Source organism: Streptomyces sp. NPDC003393 (assembly GCF_053589015.1).
In genome coordinates this window covers 44740-64050 of record NZ_JBSFRB010000048.1, presented here as the reverse complement: position 1 = coordinate 64050, position 19311 = coordinate 44740, and the positions used below count along the sequence as shown (strand labels likewise).

Genomic DNA, 19311 nt, shown 5'->3' with positions numbered 1-19311 from the left:
TCCGACTCTATCAGATCTTTTCGACCCGATTTCCTCGGTGCTTTCCAGGTTCCCGCTCTCGCGTTTCCCTTTCCGGCGGACCCGACTTTATCAGAGATTCTGAGTCGGATTTCCCGCCCCCTCCGGGTACCTCCGTCGGAGCGCGTGAAGCCTCCAAGTTCCCGTCCGGGCGGAGCCGTAAACGTACTGGAGCGGGGCGCCTCGATGCAAATCGAGGCGCCCCGCTGCCAGTTCGAGCCTCAGACCTCCACGACGACCGGGAGGATCATCGGCCTGCGCCGGTAGGTGTCCGAGACCCACTTGCCCAGCGTGCGGCGGATGAGCTGCTGCAGTTGGTGGGCGTCGGCGATGCCCTCCTGGGCCGACTTCTCCAGGGCGTCCGCGATCTTGGGGATGACCTCTCCGAACGCGGAGTCCTCGATACCGGAACCGCGAGCCTGGATGTGCGGGCCGCCGGTGACCTTGCCGGTGGTGGAGTCGATCACCACGAAGACCGAGATGATGCCCTCGTCACCGAGGATCTTGCGGTCCTTCAGGGCAGGCTCGCCGACGTCGCCGACGGAGAGGCCGTCGACGTAGACGTAGCCGGCCTGGACCTTGCCGGAGATCTTGGCCTTGCCCTCGACGAGGTCGACGGTGACACCGTCCTCGGCGATGACGATCCGGTCGTGCGGCACACCCGTGAGAGCGCCCAGTTCGGCGTTGGCGCGCAGATGGCGCCACTCGCCGTGGACCGGCATCAGGTTCTTCGGGCGGCAGATGTTGTAGAAGTACAGCAGCTCGCCGGCGGAGGCATGGCCCGAGACGTGCACCTTGGCGTTGCCCTTGTGGACGACGTTGGCACCCCAGCGGGTCAAGCCGTTGATCACCCGATAGACCGCGTTCTCGTTGCCCGGGATGAGCGAGGACGCCAGGATCACCGTGTCGCCCTCGACGATGCGGATCTGATGGTCCCGGTTGGCCATGCGGGACAGGGCGGCCATCGGCTCGCCCTGCGAGCCCGTGCAGACCAGGACCACCTCGTGGTCGGGCAGATCGTCGAGCGTCTTGACGTCCACCACCAGGCCCGGTGGGACCTTGAGGTAGCCGAGGTCCCGGGCGATGCCCATGTTGCGCACCATGGAGCGGCCGACGAAGGCGACCCGGCGGCCGTACTCGTGCGCCGCGTCCAGGATCTGCTGGATGCGGTGGACGTGGCTGGCGAAGCTCGCCACGATGATCCGCTTGCGGGCGCCGGCGAAGACCTGGCGCAACACACCGGAGATGTCCCGCTCGTGCGGCGTGAAGCCGGGGACCTCGGCGTTCGTGGAGTCGGCGAGAAGGAGGTCGATGCCCTCTTCGCTCAGCCGCGCGAACGCGTGCAGGTCGGTGCGGCGGTTGTCCAGCGGCAGCTGGTCCATCTTGAAGTCGCCCGTGTGCACCACCATGCCCGCGGGGGTGCGCACGGCGACGGCGAGTGCGTCCGGGATGGAGTGGTTGACGGCGATGAACTCGCAGTCGAAGGGCCCGATGCGTTCGCGATGCCCTTCCGCCACTTCCAAGGTGTAGGGGCGGATGCGGTGCTCCTGGAGCTTGGCCTCGATCAGGGCGAGGGTCAGCTTGGAGCCGATCAGCGGAATGTCCGGCTTCTCCCTGAGAAGGTAGGGGACCCCGCCGATGTGGTCCTCGTGGCCGTGCGTGAGGACGATGCCCTCGATGTCGTCGAGACGGTCCCGGATGGACGAGAAGTCCGGCAGGATCAGGTCGATTCCGGGCTGCTCCTCCTCGGGGAAGAGCACTCCGCAGTCGACGATCAGCAGGCGGCCGCCGGACTCGAAGACCGTCATGTTGCGGCCGATCTCGCCGAGGCCGCCGAGCGGGGTGACCCGGAGGCCGCCTTCGACGAGCGGCGGGGGCGGGCCGAGTTCAGGATGCGGATGACTCAAAAGACTCTCCTCACCACGCGCGCCACGTACCGGTGGGCACGTGGCGCGCGTGACGTTCGTGCAGAAGCAGTTGTCGTTGTGGGGTGCGGGCACCGGTGGCCCGCTTATTCAGTTGCCTGTTCGGTTGTGGAGCCCGGTTCCCGGCGGGGTGCCGGGTGGAGCCGGGCGGTGCGAGAGGATCTCGCGAAGTCTTGTTGTCAGAGCTGTACCCCGCCGGCGGCAAGATCGATCTTGAGCTGCTCGGTCTCCTCGGGCGTGAGCTCGACCATGGGCGGTCGCAGTGGTCCGCCGGGCAGTCCCCGCAGGGCGAGCGCGGCCTTGGTGGTCATGACGCCCTGGGTGCGGAACATTCCGGTGTAGACGGGGAGCAGCTTCTGGTGGATCTCGGTGGCCTTCTGGACGTCGCCGGAGGTGTAGGCGTCGATGAGGGCGCGCAGGTCGGGGGTGACGACGTGGCCGACGACCGAGACGAAGCCGACCGCGCCCACGGAGAGCAGCGGCAGGTTCAGCATGTCGTCGCCGGAGTACCAGGCCAGGCCGGAGCGGGCGATGGCCCAGCTGGCACGCCCGAGGTCGCCCTTGGCGTCCTTGTTGGCGACGATCCGCGGGTGCTCGGCGAGACGGACGATGGTCTCGGTGTTGATCGGCACGCCGCTGCGCCCGGGGATGTCGTAGAGCATGACCGGGAGGCCGGTGGCGTCGGCGATGGCCGTGAAGTGCCGGTACAGGCCCTCCTGCGGGGGCTTGTTGTAGTACGGCGTGACGGTCAGCAGGCCGTGCGCGCCGGCGCGCTCCGCGGCGCGGGCGAGCTCGACGCTGTGGTGGGTGTCGTTGGTGCCGACGCCTGCCACGACGTGGGCGCGGTCGCCGACGGCCTCCACGACCGCGCGTACGAGGTCCGATTTCTCCGCATCGCCGGTCGTGGGGGACTCGCCGGTGGTGCCGTTGACGACCAGGCCGTCGTTGCCTGCGTCCACCAGGTGGGCGGCGAGCCGCTGCGCGCCGTCGAGGTCGAGTACGCCGTCCGCCGTGAAGGGCGTGACCATGGCGGTGAGGACCCGCCCGAAGGGGGTCTGCGGAGTCGAGGTCGGAGCCATGGGTAACACGCTACTCGTTGCTCGGTGCGGGGTCTGCCCTAGGGGCAGGCGACAAGTCGTGACAAAAATGGAGCCCGGCACTGCCTGCTCGGGGGTTCAAGCAGTGCCGGGTCCGTTTGATCAGGCTAGATGAACTTCCACAAAGGCCGCAATACGGACACCTCGCGAGGCTGACCCGTACATCAGTACCTGGGAAAACGCGGGGTCCGGGCGACTCGGGACACGGACTACGGGGCGACCCGTCCGTTGGCGTTGAAGGCGGCGTGGGTGAGCGGCATGAGCTTCGCCCACTCGGCCTCCATCCGCTCGCCCACCATCTCGATCTCCCGCTGCGGGAAGGACGGCACCTTGGCCAGCTCGTGCTGGGTGCGCAGGCCGAGGAAGTGCATCAGCGAGCGGGCGTTGCAGGTGGCGTACATCGAGGAGAACAGACCCACCGGGAGCACCGCGCGGGCGACCTCACGGGCCACGCCGGCGGCGAGCATCTCCTGGTAGGCCTCGTAGGCCTCGCGGTAGGAATCCTCCATCACCCTGCCCACGAGCTCCTGCTGGGCCTGGGTCCCCTCGACGAACCTGTACTTGCCGGGGCGGCCCTCCTGGACCAGCTTGCGGGAGGCGTCGGGGACGTAGAAGACCGGCTGGAGCTCGCGATAGCGCCCGGACTCCTCGTTGTACGAATTGTGCACGACGATTCCGTTCGCGAGGAAGTTGTGCCACGGCCCCTCGACGGAGAGGTCGTACGTCATCTCCTCTCCCGCGCCCTCAATGGCGACGATCCGGTCCGGCACGGCCGTCGCGATCTTGCCGCCGCGCTGTGCCAGGGCCTGCTCCCCGGCGCTCTTGGCCGCGTGGCAGGTCTCACAGGCCGGGGCGAGATTGCTCTCGTCGAGGGCCCGGGTCAGGTCCTCCGCCACCGGAACGACGTGATCGAGGGCCAGCTTGGCGCGCGGGAAGCCATTGCCGCAGAGGTGACAGGTGTCGGTCTCCTGGATCAGCCTCTGCCGTTGCATCGCGGTCCACACGCCGATGCCACGCCGCAGGCTGGGCGGCACGAGCGCCTGGGAGGGGCGCGGAGCCGTGCCGGTGGCCATGACGCAGTCACCGACCGCGAGTTCGCCCGCCTTGCGCCAGCCGTCAGGGGTGAACACGGCATGATCGACGGTACAGCGCAAGGTCTTGCCGGACGCCGTGGTCACCTTGATCAGGCTTTTCACGCCGGACTGGATGACGTCCACGATCCTGGCGCGCTGCGCCAGCAGGGTTTCCTCGTCATAGCAGCGCACGTGGTTCCGACGGACGGACTCGAGTTTCCGCAGGCGCGTACTCGGATGCTGCTCGCGGAATTCCGCGACGGCGGACTCGGCCGCCTCGCGGTTCTCGTGGAGGCCCAGATAGTGGTTGGTCCCGCCGCTCCGCACCTGGGCCATCCACTTACCCGCCCGGCTGTGCCAGGTGACGCCACCTGCGGAGTGTGGAAGCCGGTCCTCGGCACCCAGGTGCCAGAGCTTGTAGAGCTCCGCAATGGTGCGCCGACGCAGGTTGCCTGCCTCGCTCTCGAGTGTGATCTCGGTGTCTCCGGCGACGCACCAGCCCACGCGGTGCCGCATGAACTCGCGGAAGACGAAGATCGGGGCGCTGACGAAGAACGTCATCGAGTTGTGCTCGAAGGGGCTGCCGTGCCGGTCCCGCATCAGGTAGTTGATCAGGCCCTTGGAGCGCTCGGGGTCCTTGTTCAGCTGGTCCAGGGACTGCTCGCCGATGGTCGAGACACGGGCTGCGAACAGCACGTCGGCGTCCGACGCCGTGTGCTTGACCAACTCGACGGTGACGTCGCTGCGGAAGCTGGGCTTCGGGTGGTCGGCGGGGGTGTCGGTCACGGCTCGGAGGGTCCCTTCCTTCACGTCTGACGGGCGGCGCCCACTCTACGGGCCGCCTCTGACACCGGGGCGTTCGATGCCGGGCCGCGACATCTTCGGTGAAGATCTGAGAATTCGGGGAAAGCGGGCACCTTTCGGGACACTCGTGCGTCTGTATGGGTGAGAAACCCCCGTTCGACCCGGAAGGGAGCCGTGTCCCGGATGTTCCGCCGGCGCGAGTCCGTCCCGTTCGCCTTCGTCGCCGAGGCCGACAGGTTCCGCAGCAATGTCGCTCCCCCGCCCCGGCAGCGGCCGTCCGCCGCTCGGATGGCGGGGCGCTGCCTGCTGGGCCTGACGATCGTCGCGGGACTCGTGGGCTCGCTGATCCTCGGGATGCCCGCACTGTCGAGCAGCCAGTCCCCCACGCAGACGCAGCAGGCCTCCCACGGGCACTGAGCCGCGGGCGCGCATGACCGTCCCGCGGACCGCCGCGGGACCGGCCCTCGCAGACCCCTCGGGTGGTGAGCGGGCACACAGACGGATAACCTCACCGGGCACAGCCCATGCCTGGACGGAGTGAGGACCAGCCGTGCCCCTGCCCTTCCTGACGGCCGACCGCGCCTTCGACGCAGCCGACGACGTCGCGCTGCCGTTCGACGACCGCGAGCGCTGGCGACGCCCCTACCGGCCGGGCCCGTGCCGGGTGGGCGTGGCCGCCCTGGCACTGCTGCTCGCCTCGTTCGTGCTGCTCGCGGCGATCGTGATCGCGGCCACCGACGGCCCGTCCGCCGCCACGGTCTGCTTCGGGGTCGCCCTGGTCGTCATCGCCGCCGCGCTGCGGCTGCTGCGCATGGGGGTGTGGGTCAGCGCGCGCGGGCTGCGCCATGTGGGCTTCCTGCTGACCCGTACGACGCGGTGGTCCGACGTGGTCAGCGTGCGCACGCTCCAGCAGCCGGTGCGCTGGCTCGGGCTGCCGCGCACGGTGCAGGGGCAGGCGCTGGTGCTCTCCCGCCGGGGCCGGGCCGCTGGGGCCGTACCGCCGCTGCTCACCACGCACAACGCCGACTTCCTGGGCCGTGTCACCGCCTTCGACCGGGCGGCGGACTCGGTGGAGGCATGGGCCGAGGAGCACCGGCCTCGCTGACGCCTCCGTCCCGACCTCACACGCCGGTGGGTCCGGTCCGCGACGTACGGACCGGACCCACCGGCGTGTGACGGCCCGAGCCGTCGGGTGTCAGGCGGCCGGGGCCGGTCTGCCGTCGTGCAGGGCGATGGCGCGCTGCATGGCCTTGCGGGCGCGCGGCGTGTCGCGGGCGTCGTGGTAAGCGACGGCGAGGCGGAACCAGGTGCGCCAGTCGTCGGGCGCGGCCTCCGTCTCGGCCTTGCGCCGGGCGAAGACCTCGTCCGCCGAGTCGCGGTCGATGCGCCCGCTGGGCGTCCGCTTGAGGTCGTCGACGGGCAGGCCGCCCTCGGCGTCGAGTTCGGCGGCGAGCTGGTTGGCCCGGCGGACGAACTGGGTGTTCTTCCACAGGAACCACAGACCGATCACCGGCAGGATCAGTACGGCGATCCCGAAGGCGATGGTCACAGGCGTGCCGGACTGGAGGAGCATGACGCCTCGGCTGCCGACCAGGCCGAAGTAGAAGACCAGGACGGCGGCCGTGACGAGGTAGGTGATCTTCGCGCGCATAAGGGGCTCGGGCTTCGGTTCCGCTCGGTGCTCGTGGCTCAGCTCAGGTCGAGGAAGTGTTCCAGGCCGAAGGTCAGGCCCGGAGCGGTCACCACCCGGCGGGCGCCGAGCAGGATGCCCGGCATGAAGCCGCGGTGGTGGAGGGAGTCGTGGCGGACGGTGAGGGTCTCGCCCTCGCCGCCGAGCAGCACCTCCTGGTGGGCCAGCAGGCCGCGCAGGCGGACCGCGTGCACCGGGACACCGTCGACGCTCGCGCCGCGCGCGCCGTCCAGGGCCGTCGTCGTGGCGTCCGGCGCCGGGGCCGTGCCGGCGGCCCTGCGGGCCTCGGCGATCAGCTGCGCCGTGCGCGTGGCCGTGCCGCTCGGCGCGTCCACCTTGTTCGGGTGGTGCAGCTCGACGACCTCGACCGACTCGAAGTACGGCGCGGCGATCTGCGCGAACTTCATCGTCAGCACGGCGCCGATGGAGAAGTTCGGCGCGATGAGCACACCGGTCCGAGGCGACTCGGCCAGCCATCCCTTCAGCCGCGCGAGGCGCTCCTCGGTCCAGCCGGTGGTACCGACGACCGCGTGGATGCCGTGGTGGACGCAGAAGTCGAGGTTGTCCATGACGGAATCGGGGGTGGTCAGCTCCACGGCGACCTGGGCCCCGGTCTCCGCCAGCGTCTGGAGCTTGTCGCCCCGGCCGAGGGCGGCGACCAGCTCCATGTCCTCGGCGGCCTCGACCGCCCGTACCGCCTCGGACCCGATCCGGCCCTTGGCGCCGAGAACCGCCACGCGCAGCTTGCTCATCTGTTGTGCTTCCTTACGGGAGGTGGTCAGGCGACGGCGTCGTTCAGCCGCGCGGCCTGCTTGTCCTTGAGCGGGCCGATCACCGACAGCGACGGGCGCTGTCCCAGGATGTCCCGGGCGACGGAGCGGACGTCGTCCGGCGTGACCGCCGCCATCCGGGCCAGCATGTCGTCCACGGAGATCTGCTCGCCCCAGCAGAGCTCGCTCTTGCCGATACGGTTCATCAGCGCTCCCGTGTCCTCCAGGCCGAGCACGGTGGAGCCCTGGAGCTGGCCGATGGCGCGGGCGATCTCGTCGTCGGTCAGGCCGTTCTCGGCGACGTGGTCGAGTTCGTCGCGGCAGATCCTCAGCACGTCGTGCACCTGGCTGGGGCGGCAGCCGGCGTAGACGCCGAACAGACCGCAGTCGGCGAAGCCGGAGGTGTAGGAGTACACGCTGTAGGCGAGGCCGCGCTTCTCCCGGATCTCCTGGAAGAGCCGGGAGGACATGCCGCCGCCGAGGGCCGTGTTGAGCACGCCGAGGGCCCAGCGGCGGTCGTCGGTGCGGGCCAGGCCGGGCATGCCGAGGACGACATGGGCCTGTTCGGTGCGGCGGCTCTGCACCTCGACGCGGCCCGCGGTGCGCAGGCTGCGCCGGCCGTCGCGGGGGGCGATGGGCGTCGCCTGGGTGCCCCGGAAGGATCCGGCCTTCTCGAAGGCGGCGCGGACCTGGCGTACGACCTTCTTGTGGTCGATGTTGCCGGCGCAGGCCACCACGAGGTGGGTCGGGTCGTAGTGCTTGCGGTAGAAGCGGCGGATGCGGTCGGCGGTGAGCGCGTTGACGGTGTCGACGGTGCCGAGGACCGGGCGGCCGAGGGGGTGGTCGCCGAACATGGTGTGCGCGAACAGGTCGTGCACGCAGTCGCCGGGGTCGTCCTCGGTCATCGCGATCTCCTCGAGGATGGCGCCGCGTTCGACGTCGACGTCCTCCTCCCGGATGAGCGAGCCGGTGAGCATGTCGCAGACCACGTCGATGGCCAGCGGCAGGTCCGTGTCGAGCACGCGCGCGTAGTAGCACGTGTACTCCTTGGCCGTGAACGCGTTCATCTCGCCGCCGACGGCGTCGATGGCGGAGGAGATGTCCAGGGCGGACCGGCTGGAGGTGCCCTTGAAGAGCAGGTGCTCCAGGTAGTGCGTGGCACCGCCGAGCGAGCGGGTCTCGTCGCGGGAGCCGACGTGCGCCCAGATGCCGAAGGTGGCCGAGCGCACGGAGGGCAGGGTCTCGGTCACGATGCGCAGGCCGCCCGGAAGGGTGGTCTTGCGGACCGTGCCGATGCCGCTCGTGCCCTTGACAAGGGTTTGGGTACGGGCGACGGCCCGCGCCTCCGAGGAGGTGCGGGCCGTCGCCTTGAAGCCACGAGACGTCACTTGGCGGCTTCGTCCTTCTGCTCTGCGTCAGCCTCCTCGCCCTCGATCACGGGGACCAGGGAGAGCTTGCCGCGGGAGTCGATCTCGGCGATCTCGACCTGGACCTTCTGGCCCACGCCGAGCACGTCCTCGACGTTCTCCACGCGCTTGCCACCGGCCAGCTTGCGGATCTGCGAAATGTGCAGCAGACCGTCCTTGCCGGGGAGCAGGGAGACGAACGCGCCGAAGGTGGTCGTCTTCACGACCGTACCGAGGTAGCGCTCGCCGACCTCCGGCATCGTCGGGTTGGCGATGCTGTTGATCGTGGTGCGGGCGGCCTCGGCGGAGGGACCGTCGGCGGCGCCGATGTAGATCGTGCCGTCGTCCTCGATGGTGATCTCGGCGCCGGTGTCCTCCTGGATCTGGTTGATCATCTTGCCCTTGGGGCCGATGACCTCACCGATCTTGTCGACCGGAATCTTGACGGTGATGATCCGCGGGGCGTGCGGGGACATCTCGTCGGGCCGGTCGATGGCCTCCATCATCACGTCGAGGATGTGGAGGCGGGCGTCGCGGGCCTGCTTCAGGGCGGCGGCCAGGACGGAGGCCGGGATGCCGTCCAGCTTGGTGTCCAGCTGGAGGGCGGTCACGAAGTCCTTCGTACCGGCGACCTTGAAGTCCATGTCGCCGAAGGCGTCCTCCGCACCGAGGATGTCGGTGAGGGTGACGTAGTGCGTCTCGCCCTCGATCTCCTGGGAGATCAGGCCCATGGCGATGCCGGCGACCGGGGCCTTCAGCGGCACACCGGCGTTCAGCAGCGACATGGTGGAGGCGCAGACCGAACCCATGGACGTCGAGCCGTTGGAGCCGAGGGCCTCGGACACCTGACGGATCGCGTACGGGAACTCCTCGCGCGTCGGCAGCACCGGCACGAGGGCGCGCTCGGCGAGGGCGCCGTGACCGATCTCGCGACGCTTGGGGGAGCCGACGCGGCCGGTCTCACCGGTGGAGTACGGCGGGAAGTTGTAGTTGTGCATGTAGCGCTTGCGGGTCACCGGCGAGAGGGTGTCCAGCTGCTGCTCCATACGCAGCATGTTGAGGGTGGTGACGCCCAGGATCTGGGTCTCGCCACGCTCGAACAGCGCGGAGCCGTGCACCCGCGGGACGGTTTCGACCTCGGCGGCCAGAGTGCGGATGTCGGTGACACCGCGGCCGTCGATGCGCTTCTTCTCCTTGATGACGCGCTGGCGGACCAGGGTCTTGGTCAGCGAGCGGTACGCGGCGGAGATCTCCTTCTCGCGGCCCTCGAACTCCGGCAGGAGCTTCTCGGCGGCCAGACCCTTGACGCGGTCCAGCTCGGCCTCGCGCTCCTGCTTGCCGGCGATGGTGAGCGCCTGGGCGAGCTCGGGCTTGACGGCAGCGGTCAGCGCCTCCAGGACGTCGTCCTGGTAGTCGAGGAAGATCGGGAACTCGCCGGTGGGCTTGGCGGCCTTGGCGGCGAGGTCGGACTGGGCCTTGCAGAGCACCTTGATGAAGGGCTTCGCGGCCTCCAGACCGGCGGCGACGACTTCCTCGGTGGGGGCCTCGGCGCCACCCTCGACGAGCTTGATGGTCTTGTCGGTGGCCTCCGCCTCGACCATCATGATCGCGACGTCGCCGTCCGGCAGGGTGCGGCCCGCGACGACCATGTCGAAGACGGCGTCCTCGAGCTCGGAGTGCGTCGGGAACGCCACCCACTGGCCGTTGATCAGCGCGACGCGGACGCCGCCGATCGGGCCGGAGAAGGGCAGGCCGGCCAGCTGCGTGGACGCGGACGCGGCGTTGATCGCCACGACGTCGTACAGGTGGTCGGGGTTGAGGGCCATGACCGTGCAGACGACCTGGATCTCGTTGCGCAGGCCCTTCTTGAAGGACGGGCGCAGCGGGCGGTCGATCAGGCGGCAGGTGAGGATGGCGTCCTCGGAGGGCCGGCCCTCACGGCGGAAGAAGCTGCCGGGGATCTTGCCGGCCGCGTACATCCGCTCCTCGACGTCGACCGTCAGCGGGAAGAAGTCGAGCTGGTCCTTGGGGTTCTTGGAGGCGGTGGTGGCCGACAGCACCATGGTGTCGTCGTCCAGGTACGCCACGGCGGAGCCGGCGGCCTGCCTGGCCAGGCGGCCCGTCTCGAAGCGGATGGTGCGGGTGCCGAAGGAGCCGTTGTCGATGACGGCCTCGGCGTAGTGGGTCTCGTTCTCCACTAGCGTTTTCTCCTCGTCTTCGTCCCACGCGCCCGTGTGGCGGGGGGACGGTGGCGGAGAAGCGCTCCGTCTGGTGCGGGCCGGTCTTCGATCGAAGCACCCGGGAGTCACTCCCGGGAGCCACTACCGAGGACCGGCGGCGGCGAGGCGCGCTTCTCCTCGTTCGTCGTGCGGGACGGCGCCCTACCTGCTGTCGGTGGGCACTGCCACGCTGGGTCATACGTATGCCGTTGTGCTACCACACTACAAAGCGGCACTGACAGTCCGCACGTTTCCGTACGTTCCGCCGGGCCTCACGCGCATACGGCGAAGGGAGCGGCCCCCTGTCGTCCGGGAACCGCTCCCTCCACGGCGTCCTACTTGGCGCCCGCCGCACCACGGCGGATGCCGAGGCGGTCGACCAGCGCACGGAAGCGCTGGATGTCCTTCTTGGCAAGGTACTGCAGCAGGCGGCGGCGCTGACCGACCAGGATCAGCAGGCCACGGCGGGAGTGGTGGTCGTGCTTGTGGGTCTTGAGGTGCTCGGTCAGGTCGGAGATCCGACGCGACAGCAGAGCGACCTGGACCTCGGGGGAGCCGGTGTCACCCTCCTTGGTACCGAACTCGCCGATGATCTGCTTCTTCGTAGCGGCGTCGAGCGACACGCGTACTCCTCATTGTGTGTGAGTGGCCACCGAGTGCCCCAGGTCTTCGTCTCTGGGGAGCTTCCGTTACTCGGGAGGCGGGGATCCGCTGGGCGCGGCCTCCAGGGCCCGCAGGGCTTCCTGCGACGGTTCCGGGGGTGCGTACACGAACGGCCGTCACTCAGGGTACCAGGCGGTCACGGGCGCCCTGACCTCGGTCCCGGAACGCTCCTGGCGGGGCCGCGCGGACCACTAGGGTGAGCGTCGGCCCAGTGCCCGAGTCCGTACTGGGTCCGTACCACGTCGGGAAGGGGTCGCTGCGCGATGGCGGAGACGGAAGCGGAGATCAAGGCACGCAAGGAACGCGAGCGCGACGAACTGTACGCCCTCGACATCTCGGATGTGGAGTGGCGCTGCGCGCCGGGCACGGAGGAGCACGAGGAGCGCGTCGAGATCGCCTCTCTTCCCGGCGGCGCCGTGGCCATGCGGTCGTCGCTCGACCACGAGACGGTGCTGCGCTACACGGAGGCGGAGTGGCGCGCGTTCGTGCTGGGGGCGCGGGACGGCGAGTTCGACCTGGAGCCGGCGCCGCAGGACGGAGGCGTCGCGGCCGAGTGAGGGGCGTACGGCGGTGATCGAAGGTGTGAGGGGGCGCGGCACACGCAGTGCCGCGCCCCCTCACGCCGTTCCGGTGCTCCAGTGCCTCTTCCGCGCCTCGGTACTCCGTCGCTTCGGTACCGCGCCGCTTCAGTGCTTCAGTCCGGCGCTGCCGTAACCGATGGCCATGAGCACCTTGTCTTTGGGGGCGTCGTCGTCGCGGACCAGTTCGCGCCGGGAGAAGAAGATGCGGCCCTGCTCCACGACGATGTCCGACTGCTCGGGGTCGCTGAGCTCGTACGCGTCGTCCTCCGGGAGCTGGAACAGCAGCAGCGGGGTCTCCTTGTCCGTCCGCGGGTTCCAGCTGACCAGGGCGGCAGGGGCGAGGGTGCCGGCGCCCGCGCGGTAGATGAGCAGTTCGTCGCCGCTCATCCGGAGCGGGTAGACCATCTGCAGTTCGCGGCCTTCGAACTTGCCGCGCGTCTTGCCGGTCGTCAGGTCGAAGGCCACGATCCAGTCCGCCGGCTGGTCGTTCGCGATGTTCTCCTTGCTCATGACGTAGGCCCGGATGGGGCCCACGACCATGCCGTCGCAGTTCTCCACCACACCGAAGTACGGTCCGGCGTAGGACCGGCTGCCGCACTTGGCGTCGTACCCGGTCAGCGAGATCGTGGCCCGGCTCAGCCGGTCGGGCGCGGTTCTGTCGGCTCGGCCGGGCGTTCCGGGCGGCTCGACGCCCAGTCGTCGGCGGCCGGTTCCGCCGGGCCGGTTCGCGCCGGTGGTTCGGGCGCCGGGGCGTGGTGACGGAGCGTCGTGGCCGAGGCGGTCACCCGCGGCGCCCGGTCCGTCGGCTCAACCGCCGGCGTGTGGCGGGCGGGTCCGCTCCGCTCCCGGACGTGCGGGCTCGCCCGGCCGTACGGCTCGCGCAGCGCTCGTGGTCGTGCCGGGTGCTCGGACCGGGTCCGCCCGCCGGGCGGGCATCACGCGGACCCGGCTCGACCGGACGGCCGATCCTCGTCCTTGCCTGCCCGTCAGCTCGGCCAAGGGCTGTCCCGTCATCCGCGGTGGATCAGCGCGCGGCGCCGGGGATTGCGGGACAGCCCTCGGGGGCGCCGTCGCCGCTCAGCTCGTCATCGCGCGTACGGTCGCGTAGACGTCGAAGACGGCCAGGGTCAGCGGGACCAGCGTGAGCAGGACGAAGCTCTCCGCGATCTCCAGGAAGCGGCCCCAGAAGGGGGTCACACCCCGCCTGGGGGCGATCAGGCCGATCGAGGTGACCAGGGCGGCCGCCGCGGCGACGGCCGCCGCGAGCCACAGGCTGCGGATGTCGAGCGCGGTGGTGTCGCCCTGGAGCGCGTCGCGCACGTACTCCAGCGGCGGGTGGAGCGCGAGGCCGACACCGAGGAAGACGAGCGCGGCCAGGCCTGCGGCCAGGGTGGCGGCGACCTGCGCGGTGTAGCGGAACAGGCCGGCGCGCATGAGCATCGCCACTCCGGTCGCCAGCGCCAGGAGCTGCGCCCAGACGTTGCCGGAGAAGCCGAGGACGATCGAGGCGCCGACGGAGACGAGCGCGCAGCCGCCGACCAGACCGACGAGCAGTTCGTGACCGCGGTGGGCCTGCGCCGCGACGCGCTCGGCGTCCACGGGCTCGGGCGCGTTCGGCTCGCCCTCCGCGTAGCCGCCGCGCGAGGGGTTCGGGGCCGCGAAACCGATGGGCAGCCGCGCGAAGCGCATGGACAGTCCGGGCAGGAAGGCGAGTGCGCCCACGGAGAGCGGGGCGCAGACGGCAGCCGTCTCGATGGGCCTGAGGTCGGTGAGCATCCCGATGAACGTGGTGACCAGACCGACCGCCGAGGCGAAGACGAACGCCACGAACGGGCCGTCACCTCCCGGCGAGACCAGGGTGAGCACCACGGAGGCGATCAGGACGGCGGCGCAGGCGAGCAGGAACTGGAGCCGTCCGATGCCCTCCCCGGCTCCGAGGGACAGCAGTCCGGAGCCGCCCACGGCGATGTTGGGCAGGGCGCCCAGGCCCAGGGCGACGGCGGAGCCCCGGTCGTCGTACACCCGTGCGCGGACGCACGCGAAGACGGTCAGGAGCACCCCGGTGACGGCGGCGAGGACGCCCTGGAGGCTGTGCATGTCGTGGCGGAGCTGCGAGCTCCAGACCACGAACGCCAGCAGTGCGGGCAGGATGCCGCCGGCGACGAGGCCGGCCACGCGGGTCAGGTCGCCGTCCCACAGGGCACGGTCGCTGATGACGGCGGAGGCGACGGCCTCGGAGACGTCGTCGAAGACGGCGGGCGGCAGCGACTCGGCGAACGGGCGCAGCGTGAGCAGTTCGCCGTCGAGGATGCGCTGCGCGGCGAAGGAGCGGGAGCTGTCGAGGACCGTGCCGTCGCGGCGGACGAGGTGGTATCCGACGGGTGCGCCCTCGCCGGGGCTCTGCCGGGCGAGCCGCAGGATCTCCGGGTACAGGTCGGCGACCGGTACGTCGTCGGGCAGGGCGACGTCGATGCGGCTGTCGGGCGCCACGATCGTGACCCGGCAGAAACCGAAGCCCGTGCCCGCCCCGGAAGGGGCTCCGGTGCCCGGTCCGGTGTTGGCGCCGGCCGGCGCGGAGGCCGTCATGCTCACCTGTCTGTTCCCCCTCGTCGGTGGTGCGGCCGGTCGGCACGTCGTCGCGCGCATCCGGCCGTGAAAGACCTGTGCAAGTTCTGGTGGGAGTTCGTGCGGTGTCTCCCCCGCTGTCCGCCGACTGCGCCGTCAGGGCCGGACGGCACGAGAGGCACGCGCATCGAACGTCGCGAATTGCCCGGATTCATCGGGCGATTCGCAACTGCTCACACAACTCCCCACGCGTCTCCCCGGCACCCTACCGCCCGTCGGTGTCAGTGGTTGTCAGTAGGATCGCGGTGCGCGATCGGCGTCCGCCTGACACGGGGCGGCGGACAGAACACCTTGGTCGGGCTAGGGAATTGGTGCGTAGTGAGCCATATCGTCGTCAAGCGCCCGCCGCGGGCACTGCCGAAGGACGTGCCCACGGACGAGATCGTGCTGCAGCCCCCGCCGGAGCTGCCGCGCGGGCAGCAGGAAGGCGCACTGATGCAACTCCTGCCCATGCTGGGCATGGGCGGCTCGGTGGTGTTCTTCTTCAACCCACAGGCCCAGCCCTTCATGAAGATCATGGGCATGGTGATGGTGGCCTCCACGATCGCCATGGGCATCTCCATGCTGGTGCGCTACCGCCGCGGCAACCAGGGGCAGATGGCCGACATCCGCCGCGACTACCTGCGTTACCTGGCGCAGACCCGGCGCGCGGCCGTGGACACCGCGCGGGCCCAGCGCGACGCCCAGTACTACCTGCACCCTTCGCCTGAGCAACTGTGGGCGCTGGTCGCCGAGGGCAGCCGGGTGTGGGAACGGCGCACCGGCGACGAGGACTTCGGACAGGTCCGCGTGGGCCTGGGCCCGCAGTCCCTGGCGACGCCGCTGATCTCGCCGGAGACCGGCCCGGTGGACCAGCTGGAGCCGTTGACCGCCGGTGCGATGCAGCGCTTCCTGGCCACGCACAGCACCCTCGAGAGCCTGCCCATGGCCGTGTCGCTGCGCGCGTTCTACCACGTGACGGTCAGCGGCGAGCCGGCGACCGTACGCGGCTCGGCCCGTGCGCTGATCGGCTCCCTCGCCTCGCTGCACTCCCCCGAGGACATGCTCGTCGCCGTGGCCGCCCACCGGGACACCGTGCCGGAGTGGGAGTGGGTCAAGTGGCTGCCGCACAGCCAGGCTCCGGGCGTCGCGGACGGCGCGGGCAGCCGCCGGCTGATCGCCGCCGACCCGGCGGAGCTGGAGGACCTGCTCGGCAGCCGCCTCCAGGGCCGGCCGCGGTTCCACCCGGCCGGGCCGCCCGTCCCCGAGCAGCCGCACCTGGTGATCGTCCTCGACGGTGTCTCCCTGTCGCCCACGTCGCTGCTGGCCGCGCCCGAGGGGCTCCAGGGCGTGACCGTGATCGAGGTCGTGCCCGGCGAGCTCACCGCGGGACGCGGCGACCTCTCCGTGGTCGTACGCCCCAAGGAGCTGAGCCTGGAGTCGGCCCACGGCATGGTCTACGAGGGCACGCCGGACGTGCTGTCGTACGAGGCAGCCGAAGCCCTGGCCCGGCAGCTGGCGCCGCTCAGGGTGGCCTCGGGCGGCGACGACGACGAACCTCTGCTGGCCAACCTGGAGTTCACGGACCTGCTGAACCTGGGCGACGCGGCCTCCGTCGACCCCCAGCGCTCCTGGCGACCGCGCGCGCAGGCCGAACGGCTGCGGGTGCCGATCGGTGTCGGCGAGGACGGCCGGCCGGTCATGCTGGACCTGAAGGAGGCCGCCCAGGAGGGCATGGGGCCGCACGGTCTGTGCGTGGGCGCGACCGGTTCCGGGAAGTCGGAGCTGCTGCGCACCCTGGTCCTCGGCCTCGCCGTGACCCACTCCTCCGAGACGCTCAACTTCGTCCTCGCCGACTTCAAGGGTGGTGCGACGTTCGCCGGCATGGCGCAACTCCCGCACGTCGCGGCGGTGATCACCAACCTCGCCGACGACCTCACGCTCGTGGACCGCATGGGCGACTCGATCCGCGGTGAGCTCAACCGCCGCCAGGAGATGCTCCGCGACGCGGGCAACTACGCCAACATCCACGACTACGAGAAGGCGCGCGCGGCGGGCGCCCCGCTCCAGCCGATCCCGTCCCTCGTCCTGGTCATCGACGAGTTCAGCGAACTGCTCACCGCCAAGCCCGACTTCATCGACATGTTCGTACAGATCGGCCGCATCGGCCGGTCGCTGGGCGTGCACCTGCTACTGGCCTCGCAGCGCCTGGAGGAGGGCCGCCTGCGCGGCCTGGAGACCTATCTGTCGTACCGCATCGGTCTGCGCACCTTCTCGGCGGCCGAGTCACGGGCCGCGCTCGGCGTCCCGGACGCCTACGAACTGCCGAACATCCCCGGTTCGGGTTTCCTGAAGTTCGGCACCGACGAGATGGTGCGCTTCAAGGCGGCGTACGTCTCCGGGGTGTACCGCACGAGTTCCCAGCAGGCGGCGGCCGCGATCGGCGGACCGCTCCCGGTGGACCGCAGGCCCGTGCTGTTCACGGCCGCCGAGGTGCCCGTGCAGTACGTGCCGGTGCCGCAGCAGCGGCAGGAGCCGCAGCGCGAGGAGAAGGACGACGCGCTCGCCGACACCGTGCTCGACGTGATCGTGCGCCGGCTGGAGGCACAGGGACCTGCGGCCCACCAGGTGTGGCTGCCGCCGCTGGACAGCCCTCCCTCGCTGGACTCGCTGCTGTCCGGGCTCGCCCCGGTGCCCGGCCGCGGCCTGACCCAGCCGGGCTACGAGGGCGCGGGCCGGCTCGTCGTCCCCGTCGGCATCGTCGACAAGCCGTACGAGCAGCGGCGCGACCCGCTGTGGATCGACTTCGGCGGCGCGGCCGGACACATGCAGATCCTCGGCGGTCCGCAGTCCGGCAAGTCGACGCTGGTGCGCTCCCTCATCGCCGCCTTCGCGCTCACCCACACCCCGCACGAGGTGCAGTTCTACGGCCTCGACTTCGGTGGCGGCGGTATGTCGTCCCTGACCGGCCTGCCGCACGTGGGCGGCGTGGCCTCGCGCCTGGACCCGGAGAAGGTACGGCGCACGGCGGCCGAGGTGTACGGCGTGATGACCCGGCGGGAGGAGTACTTCCGAGCCTCGGGCATCTCCTCCATCGCGGAGTTCCGCGCCCGCCGCGCCCGCGGGGACATCTCGGTCACCGACCAGCCCTGGGGAGACGTCTTCCTGGTCATCGACGGCTGGGGCAACTTCCGCTCCGACTACGAGGCGCTGGAGCCGCTGGTGCTGGACATCGCGGCCCGCGGCCTCGGTTACGGCATCCACCTGATCCTGACCGCCTCACGGTCGATGGAGGTCCGCTCCAACATGAAGGACCACCTGATGAACCGTCTGGAGCTGCGGCTCGGCGACCCGATGGACTCCGAGTTCGACCGCAAGGTCGCGGCGAACGTGCCCACGGGCGTGCCGGGACGCGGCCAGACGCCGCAGAAGCAGCACTTCATGGCGGCGGTCCCGCGGATCGACGGCCTGTCCTCCGACACGGACCTCGCGGAGGCGACCACGGCCCTCTCTGCGGAGGTCACCCGGCACTGGCAGCAGCCCGGAGCCCCCGAGGTGCGCCTGCTCCCCCGCGAGTTCCCGGCCACCCAGCTCCCGCCGGGCGACCGCTTCCCGAACCGCGGTGTCGCCTTCGCCCTGGACGAGGACAACCTCGAACCGGTGTTCGTGGACTTCGACCAGGACCCGTTCTTCCTGATCTTCGGTGAGAGCGAGTCCGGCAAGTCCAACCTGCTGAGGCTGCTCATCCAGCGCCTCACCGAGCGCTACGACGGCGACACCTGCAAGCTGTTCGTGGTCGACAACCGCCGTGCGCTGCTCGGAGTGACCCCGACCTCGCACCTGGCGGAGTACATCCCCATGTCGAGCCAGATGCAGCACCACATGGACGCTTTGGCCGACCTGATGCAGCGTCGCACGCCGACCTCGGACGTCACCCCCGAGCAGCTGCGCGACCGCAGCTGGTGGCGCGGCCCCACGGTGTACGTGGTCATCGACGACTACGACCTGGTCTCCACCTCCAGCGGCAACCCCCTGGCCGTCCTCACGGAGATGCTCCCCTTCGCCCGCGACGTCGGCGTCCGTTTCATCATCGCCCGCTCCACGGCGGGCGCGAGCCGGGCCGGCTACGAGAACTTCATGCAGCGCATCAAGGAACTCGGCGCCCAGGGCGTGGTCCTCTCGGGCGACCCGAACGAGGGGGACCTCCTCGGCGGCGTCCGCCCCCGGCCGATGCCGGCGGGCCGGGGGGTGTTCGTCTCCCGGCGGCAGGGGAAGCCGTTGGTTCAGGTGGGCCTGGGCGACGACTGAGGCGTCGCCCGACTGCTGGTGCGGCTTGGTCCGGAGCGTGGAGCGGCGACCGCCGGGTGAGCGCGCGACAGAGCCCGCTCACCCGTGCTGTCAGAAGTCGTCAGCGCGATTCCCCGATGACGTGGCGCACGACAGCGGGGTGGGCGCCTCCCG

General features: G+C 70.5%; 13 protein-coding genes and 3 pseudogenes. 4 read left to right on the top strand and 12 right to left on the bottom strand.

Going from position 1 to position 19311, the window contains the following annotated elements; translation table 11 throughout:
* Positions 1 to 239 precede the first annotated feature (239 nt).
* The 5 genes and pseudogenes from ACWDUZ_RS33120 to ACWDUZ_RS33100 all read right to left on the bottom strand — a co-directional run.
* Positions 240 to 1925, bottom strand: coding sequence for a ribonuclease J (locus ACWDUZ_RS33120; RefSeq protein WP_451635502.1), 1686 nt, complete (start codon positions 1923 to 1925; stop codon positions 240 to 242).
* Positions 1926 to 2122: 197 nt separating this feature from the next.
* On the bottom strand, positions 2123 to 3022 hold the full coding sequence (gene dapA, locus ACWDUZ_RS33115) for a 4-hydroxy-tetrahydrodipicolinate synthase (protein WP_451635501.1): 900 nt from the start codon (positions 3020 to 3022) through the stop codon (positions 2123 to 2125).
* Positions 3023 to 3249: 227 nt separating this feature from the next.
* A pseudogene (gene thyX / locus ACWDUZ_RS33110) lies at positions 3250 to 3699 on the bottom strand (FAD-dependent thymidylate synthase); the annotation flags it as partial.
* Between the two features lie 3 nt (positions 3700 to 3702).
* Positions 3703 to 4449: pseudogene (locus ACWDUZ_RS33105) on the bottom strand (HNH endonuclease); the annotation flags it as partial.
* A gap of 159 nt (positions 4450 to 4608) precedes the next feature.
* Positions 4609 to 4899 (bottom strand): annotated as a pseudogene (locus ACWDUZ_RS33100) (FAD-dependent thymidylate synthase); the annotation flags it as partial.
* Positions 4900 to 5100: 201 nt separating this feature from the next.
* On the opposite strand from ACWDUZ_RS33100, the gene ACWDUZ_RS33095 reads away from it, so the two are divergent.
* Positions 5101 to 5334: a hypothetical protein gene (locus ACWDUZ_RS33095; RefSeq protein ID WP_451635506.1), complete on the top strand. Its 234-nt coding sequence runs from the start codon at positions 5101 to 5103 to the stop codon at positions 5332 to 5334.
* A 133-nt stretch (positions 5335 to 5467) separates the two neighbouring features.
* Entirely contained in the window at positions 5468 to 6022 is a 555-nt protein-coding gene (locus ACWDUZ_RS33090) for a hypothetical protein (RefSeq protein WP_451635500.1), read from the top strand.
* Positions 6023 to 6112: 90 nt separating this feature from the next.
* On the opposite strand, the gene ACWDUZ_RS33085 is transcribed toward ACWDUZ_RS33090, so the two are convergent.
* The 5 genes from ACWDUZ_RS33085 to rpsO all read right to left on the bottom strand — a co-directional run bounded on the left by ACWDUZ_RS33085 (position 6113) and on the right by rpsO (position 11625).
* Positions 6113 to 6568, bottom strand: a complete 456-nt coding sequence (locus tag ACWDUZ_RS33085) for a hypothetical protein (RefSeq protein ID WP_451635499.1) — start codon at positions 6566 to 6568, stop codon at positions 6113 to 6115.
* A gap of 38 nt (positions 6569 to 6606) precedes the next feature.
* Positions 6607 to 7359, bottom strand: coding sequence for a 4-hydroxy-tetrahydrodipicolinate reductase (gene dapB / locus ACWDUZ_RS33080; protein WP_451635498.1), 753 nt, complete (start codon positions 7357 to 7359; stop codon positions 6607 to 6609).
* 26 nt (positions 7360 to 7385) lie between these two features.
* On the bottom strand, positions 7386 to 8765 hold the full coding sequence (locus tag ACWDUZ_RS33075) for a M16 family metallopeptidase (RefSeq protein WP_451635497.1): 1380 nt from the start codon (positions 8763 to 8765) through the stop codon (positions 7386 to 7388).
* Positions 8762 to 10981 (bottom strand): polyribonucleotide nucleotidyltransferase, encoded by a 2220-nt coding sequence (locus ACWDUZ_RS33070; protein WP_451635496.1) that lies wholly within the window; start codon positions 10979 to 10981, stop codon positions 8762 to 8764. The genes ACWDUZ_RS33075 and ACWDUZ_RS33070 overlap by 4 nt, the downstream gene beginning before the upstream one ends.
* A 356-nt stretch (positions 10982 to 11337) precedes the next feature.
* Entirely contained in the window at positions 11338 to 11625 is a 288-nt protein-coding gene (rpsO, locus tag ACWDUZ_RS33065) for a 30S ribosomal protein S15 (RefSeq protein WP_030177470.1), read from the bottom strand.
* A gap of 303 nt (positions 11626 to 11928) precedes the next feature.
* Between rpsO and ACWDUZ_RS33060 the strand changes: the two genes are divergently transcribed.
* The gene (locus ACWDUZ_RS33060) at positions 11929 to 12222 is read left to right on the top strand and encodes a DUF397 domain-containing protein (RefSeq protein WP_451635495.1); all 294 of its coding nucleotides are present in this window, start codon (positions 11929 to 11931) and stop codon (positions 12220 to 12222) included.
* 129 nt (positions 12223 to 12351) lie between these two features.
* Here the strand turns inward: ACWDUZ_RS33060 and ACWDUZ_RS33055 are convergent, their stop codons facing one another.
* Positions 12352 to 12807, bottom strand: coding sequence for a hypothetical protein (locus ACWDUZ_RS33055; RefSeq protein WP_451635494.1), 456 nt, complete (start codon positions 12805 to 12807; stop codon positions 12352 to 12354).
* Between the two features lie 516 nt (positions 12808 to 13323).
* Positions 13324 to 14832, bottom strand: coding sequence for a type VII secretion integral membrane protein EccD (gene eccD, locus ACWDUZ_RS33050; RefSeq protein ID WP_451635493.1), 1509 nt, complete (start codon positions 14830 to 14832; stop codon positions 13324 to 13326).
* A 357-nt stretch (positions 14833 to 15189) separates the two neighbouring features.
* Between eccD and eccCa the strand changes: the two genes are divergently transcribed.
* Positions 15190 to 19158, top strand: a complete 3969-nt coding sequence (gene eccCa, locus ACWDUZ_RS33045) for a type VII secretion protein EccCa (RefSeq protein WP_451635492.1) — start codon at positions 15190 to 15192, stop codon at positions 19156 to 19158.
* Positions 19159 to 19311 lie beyond the last annotated feature (153 nt).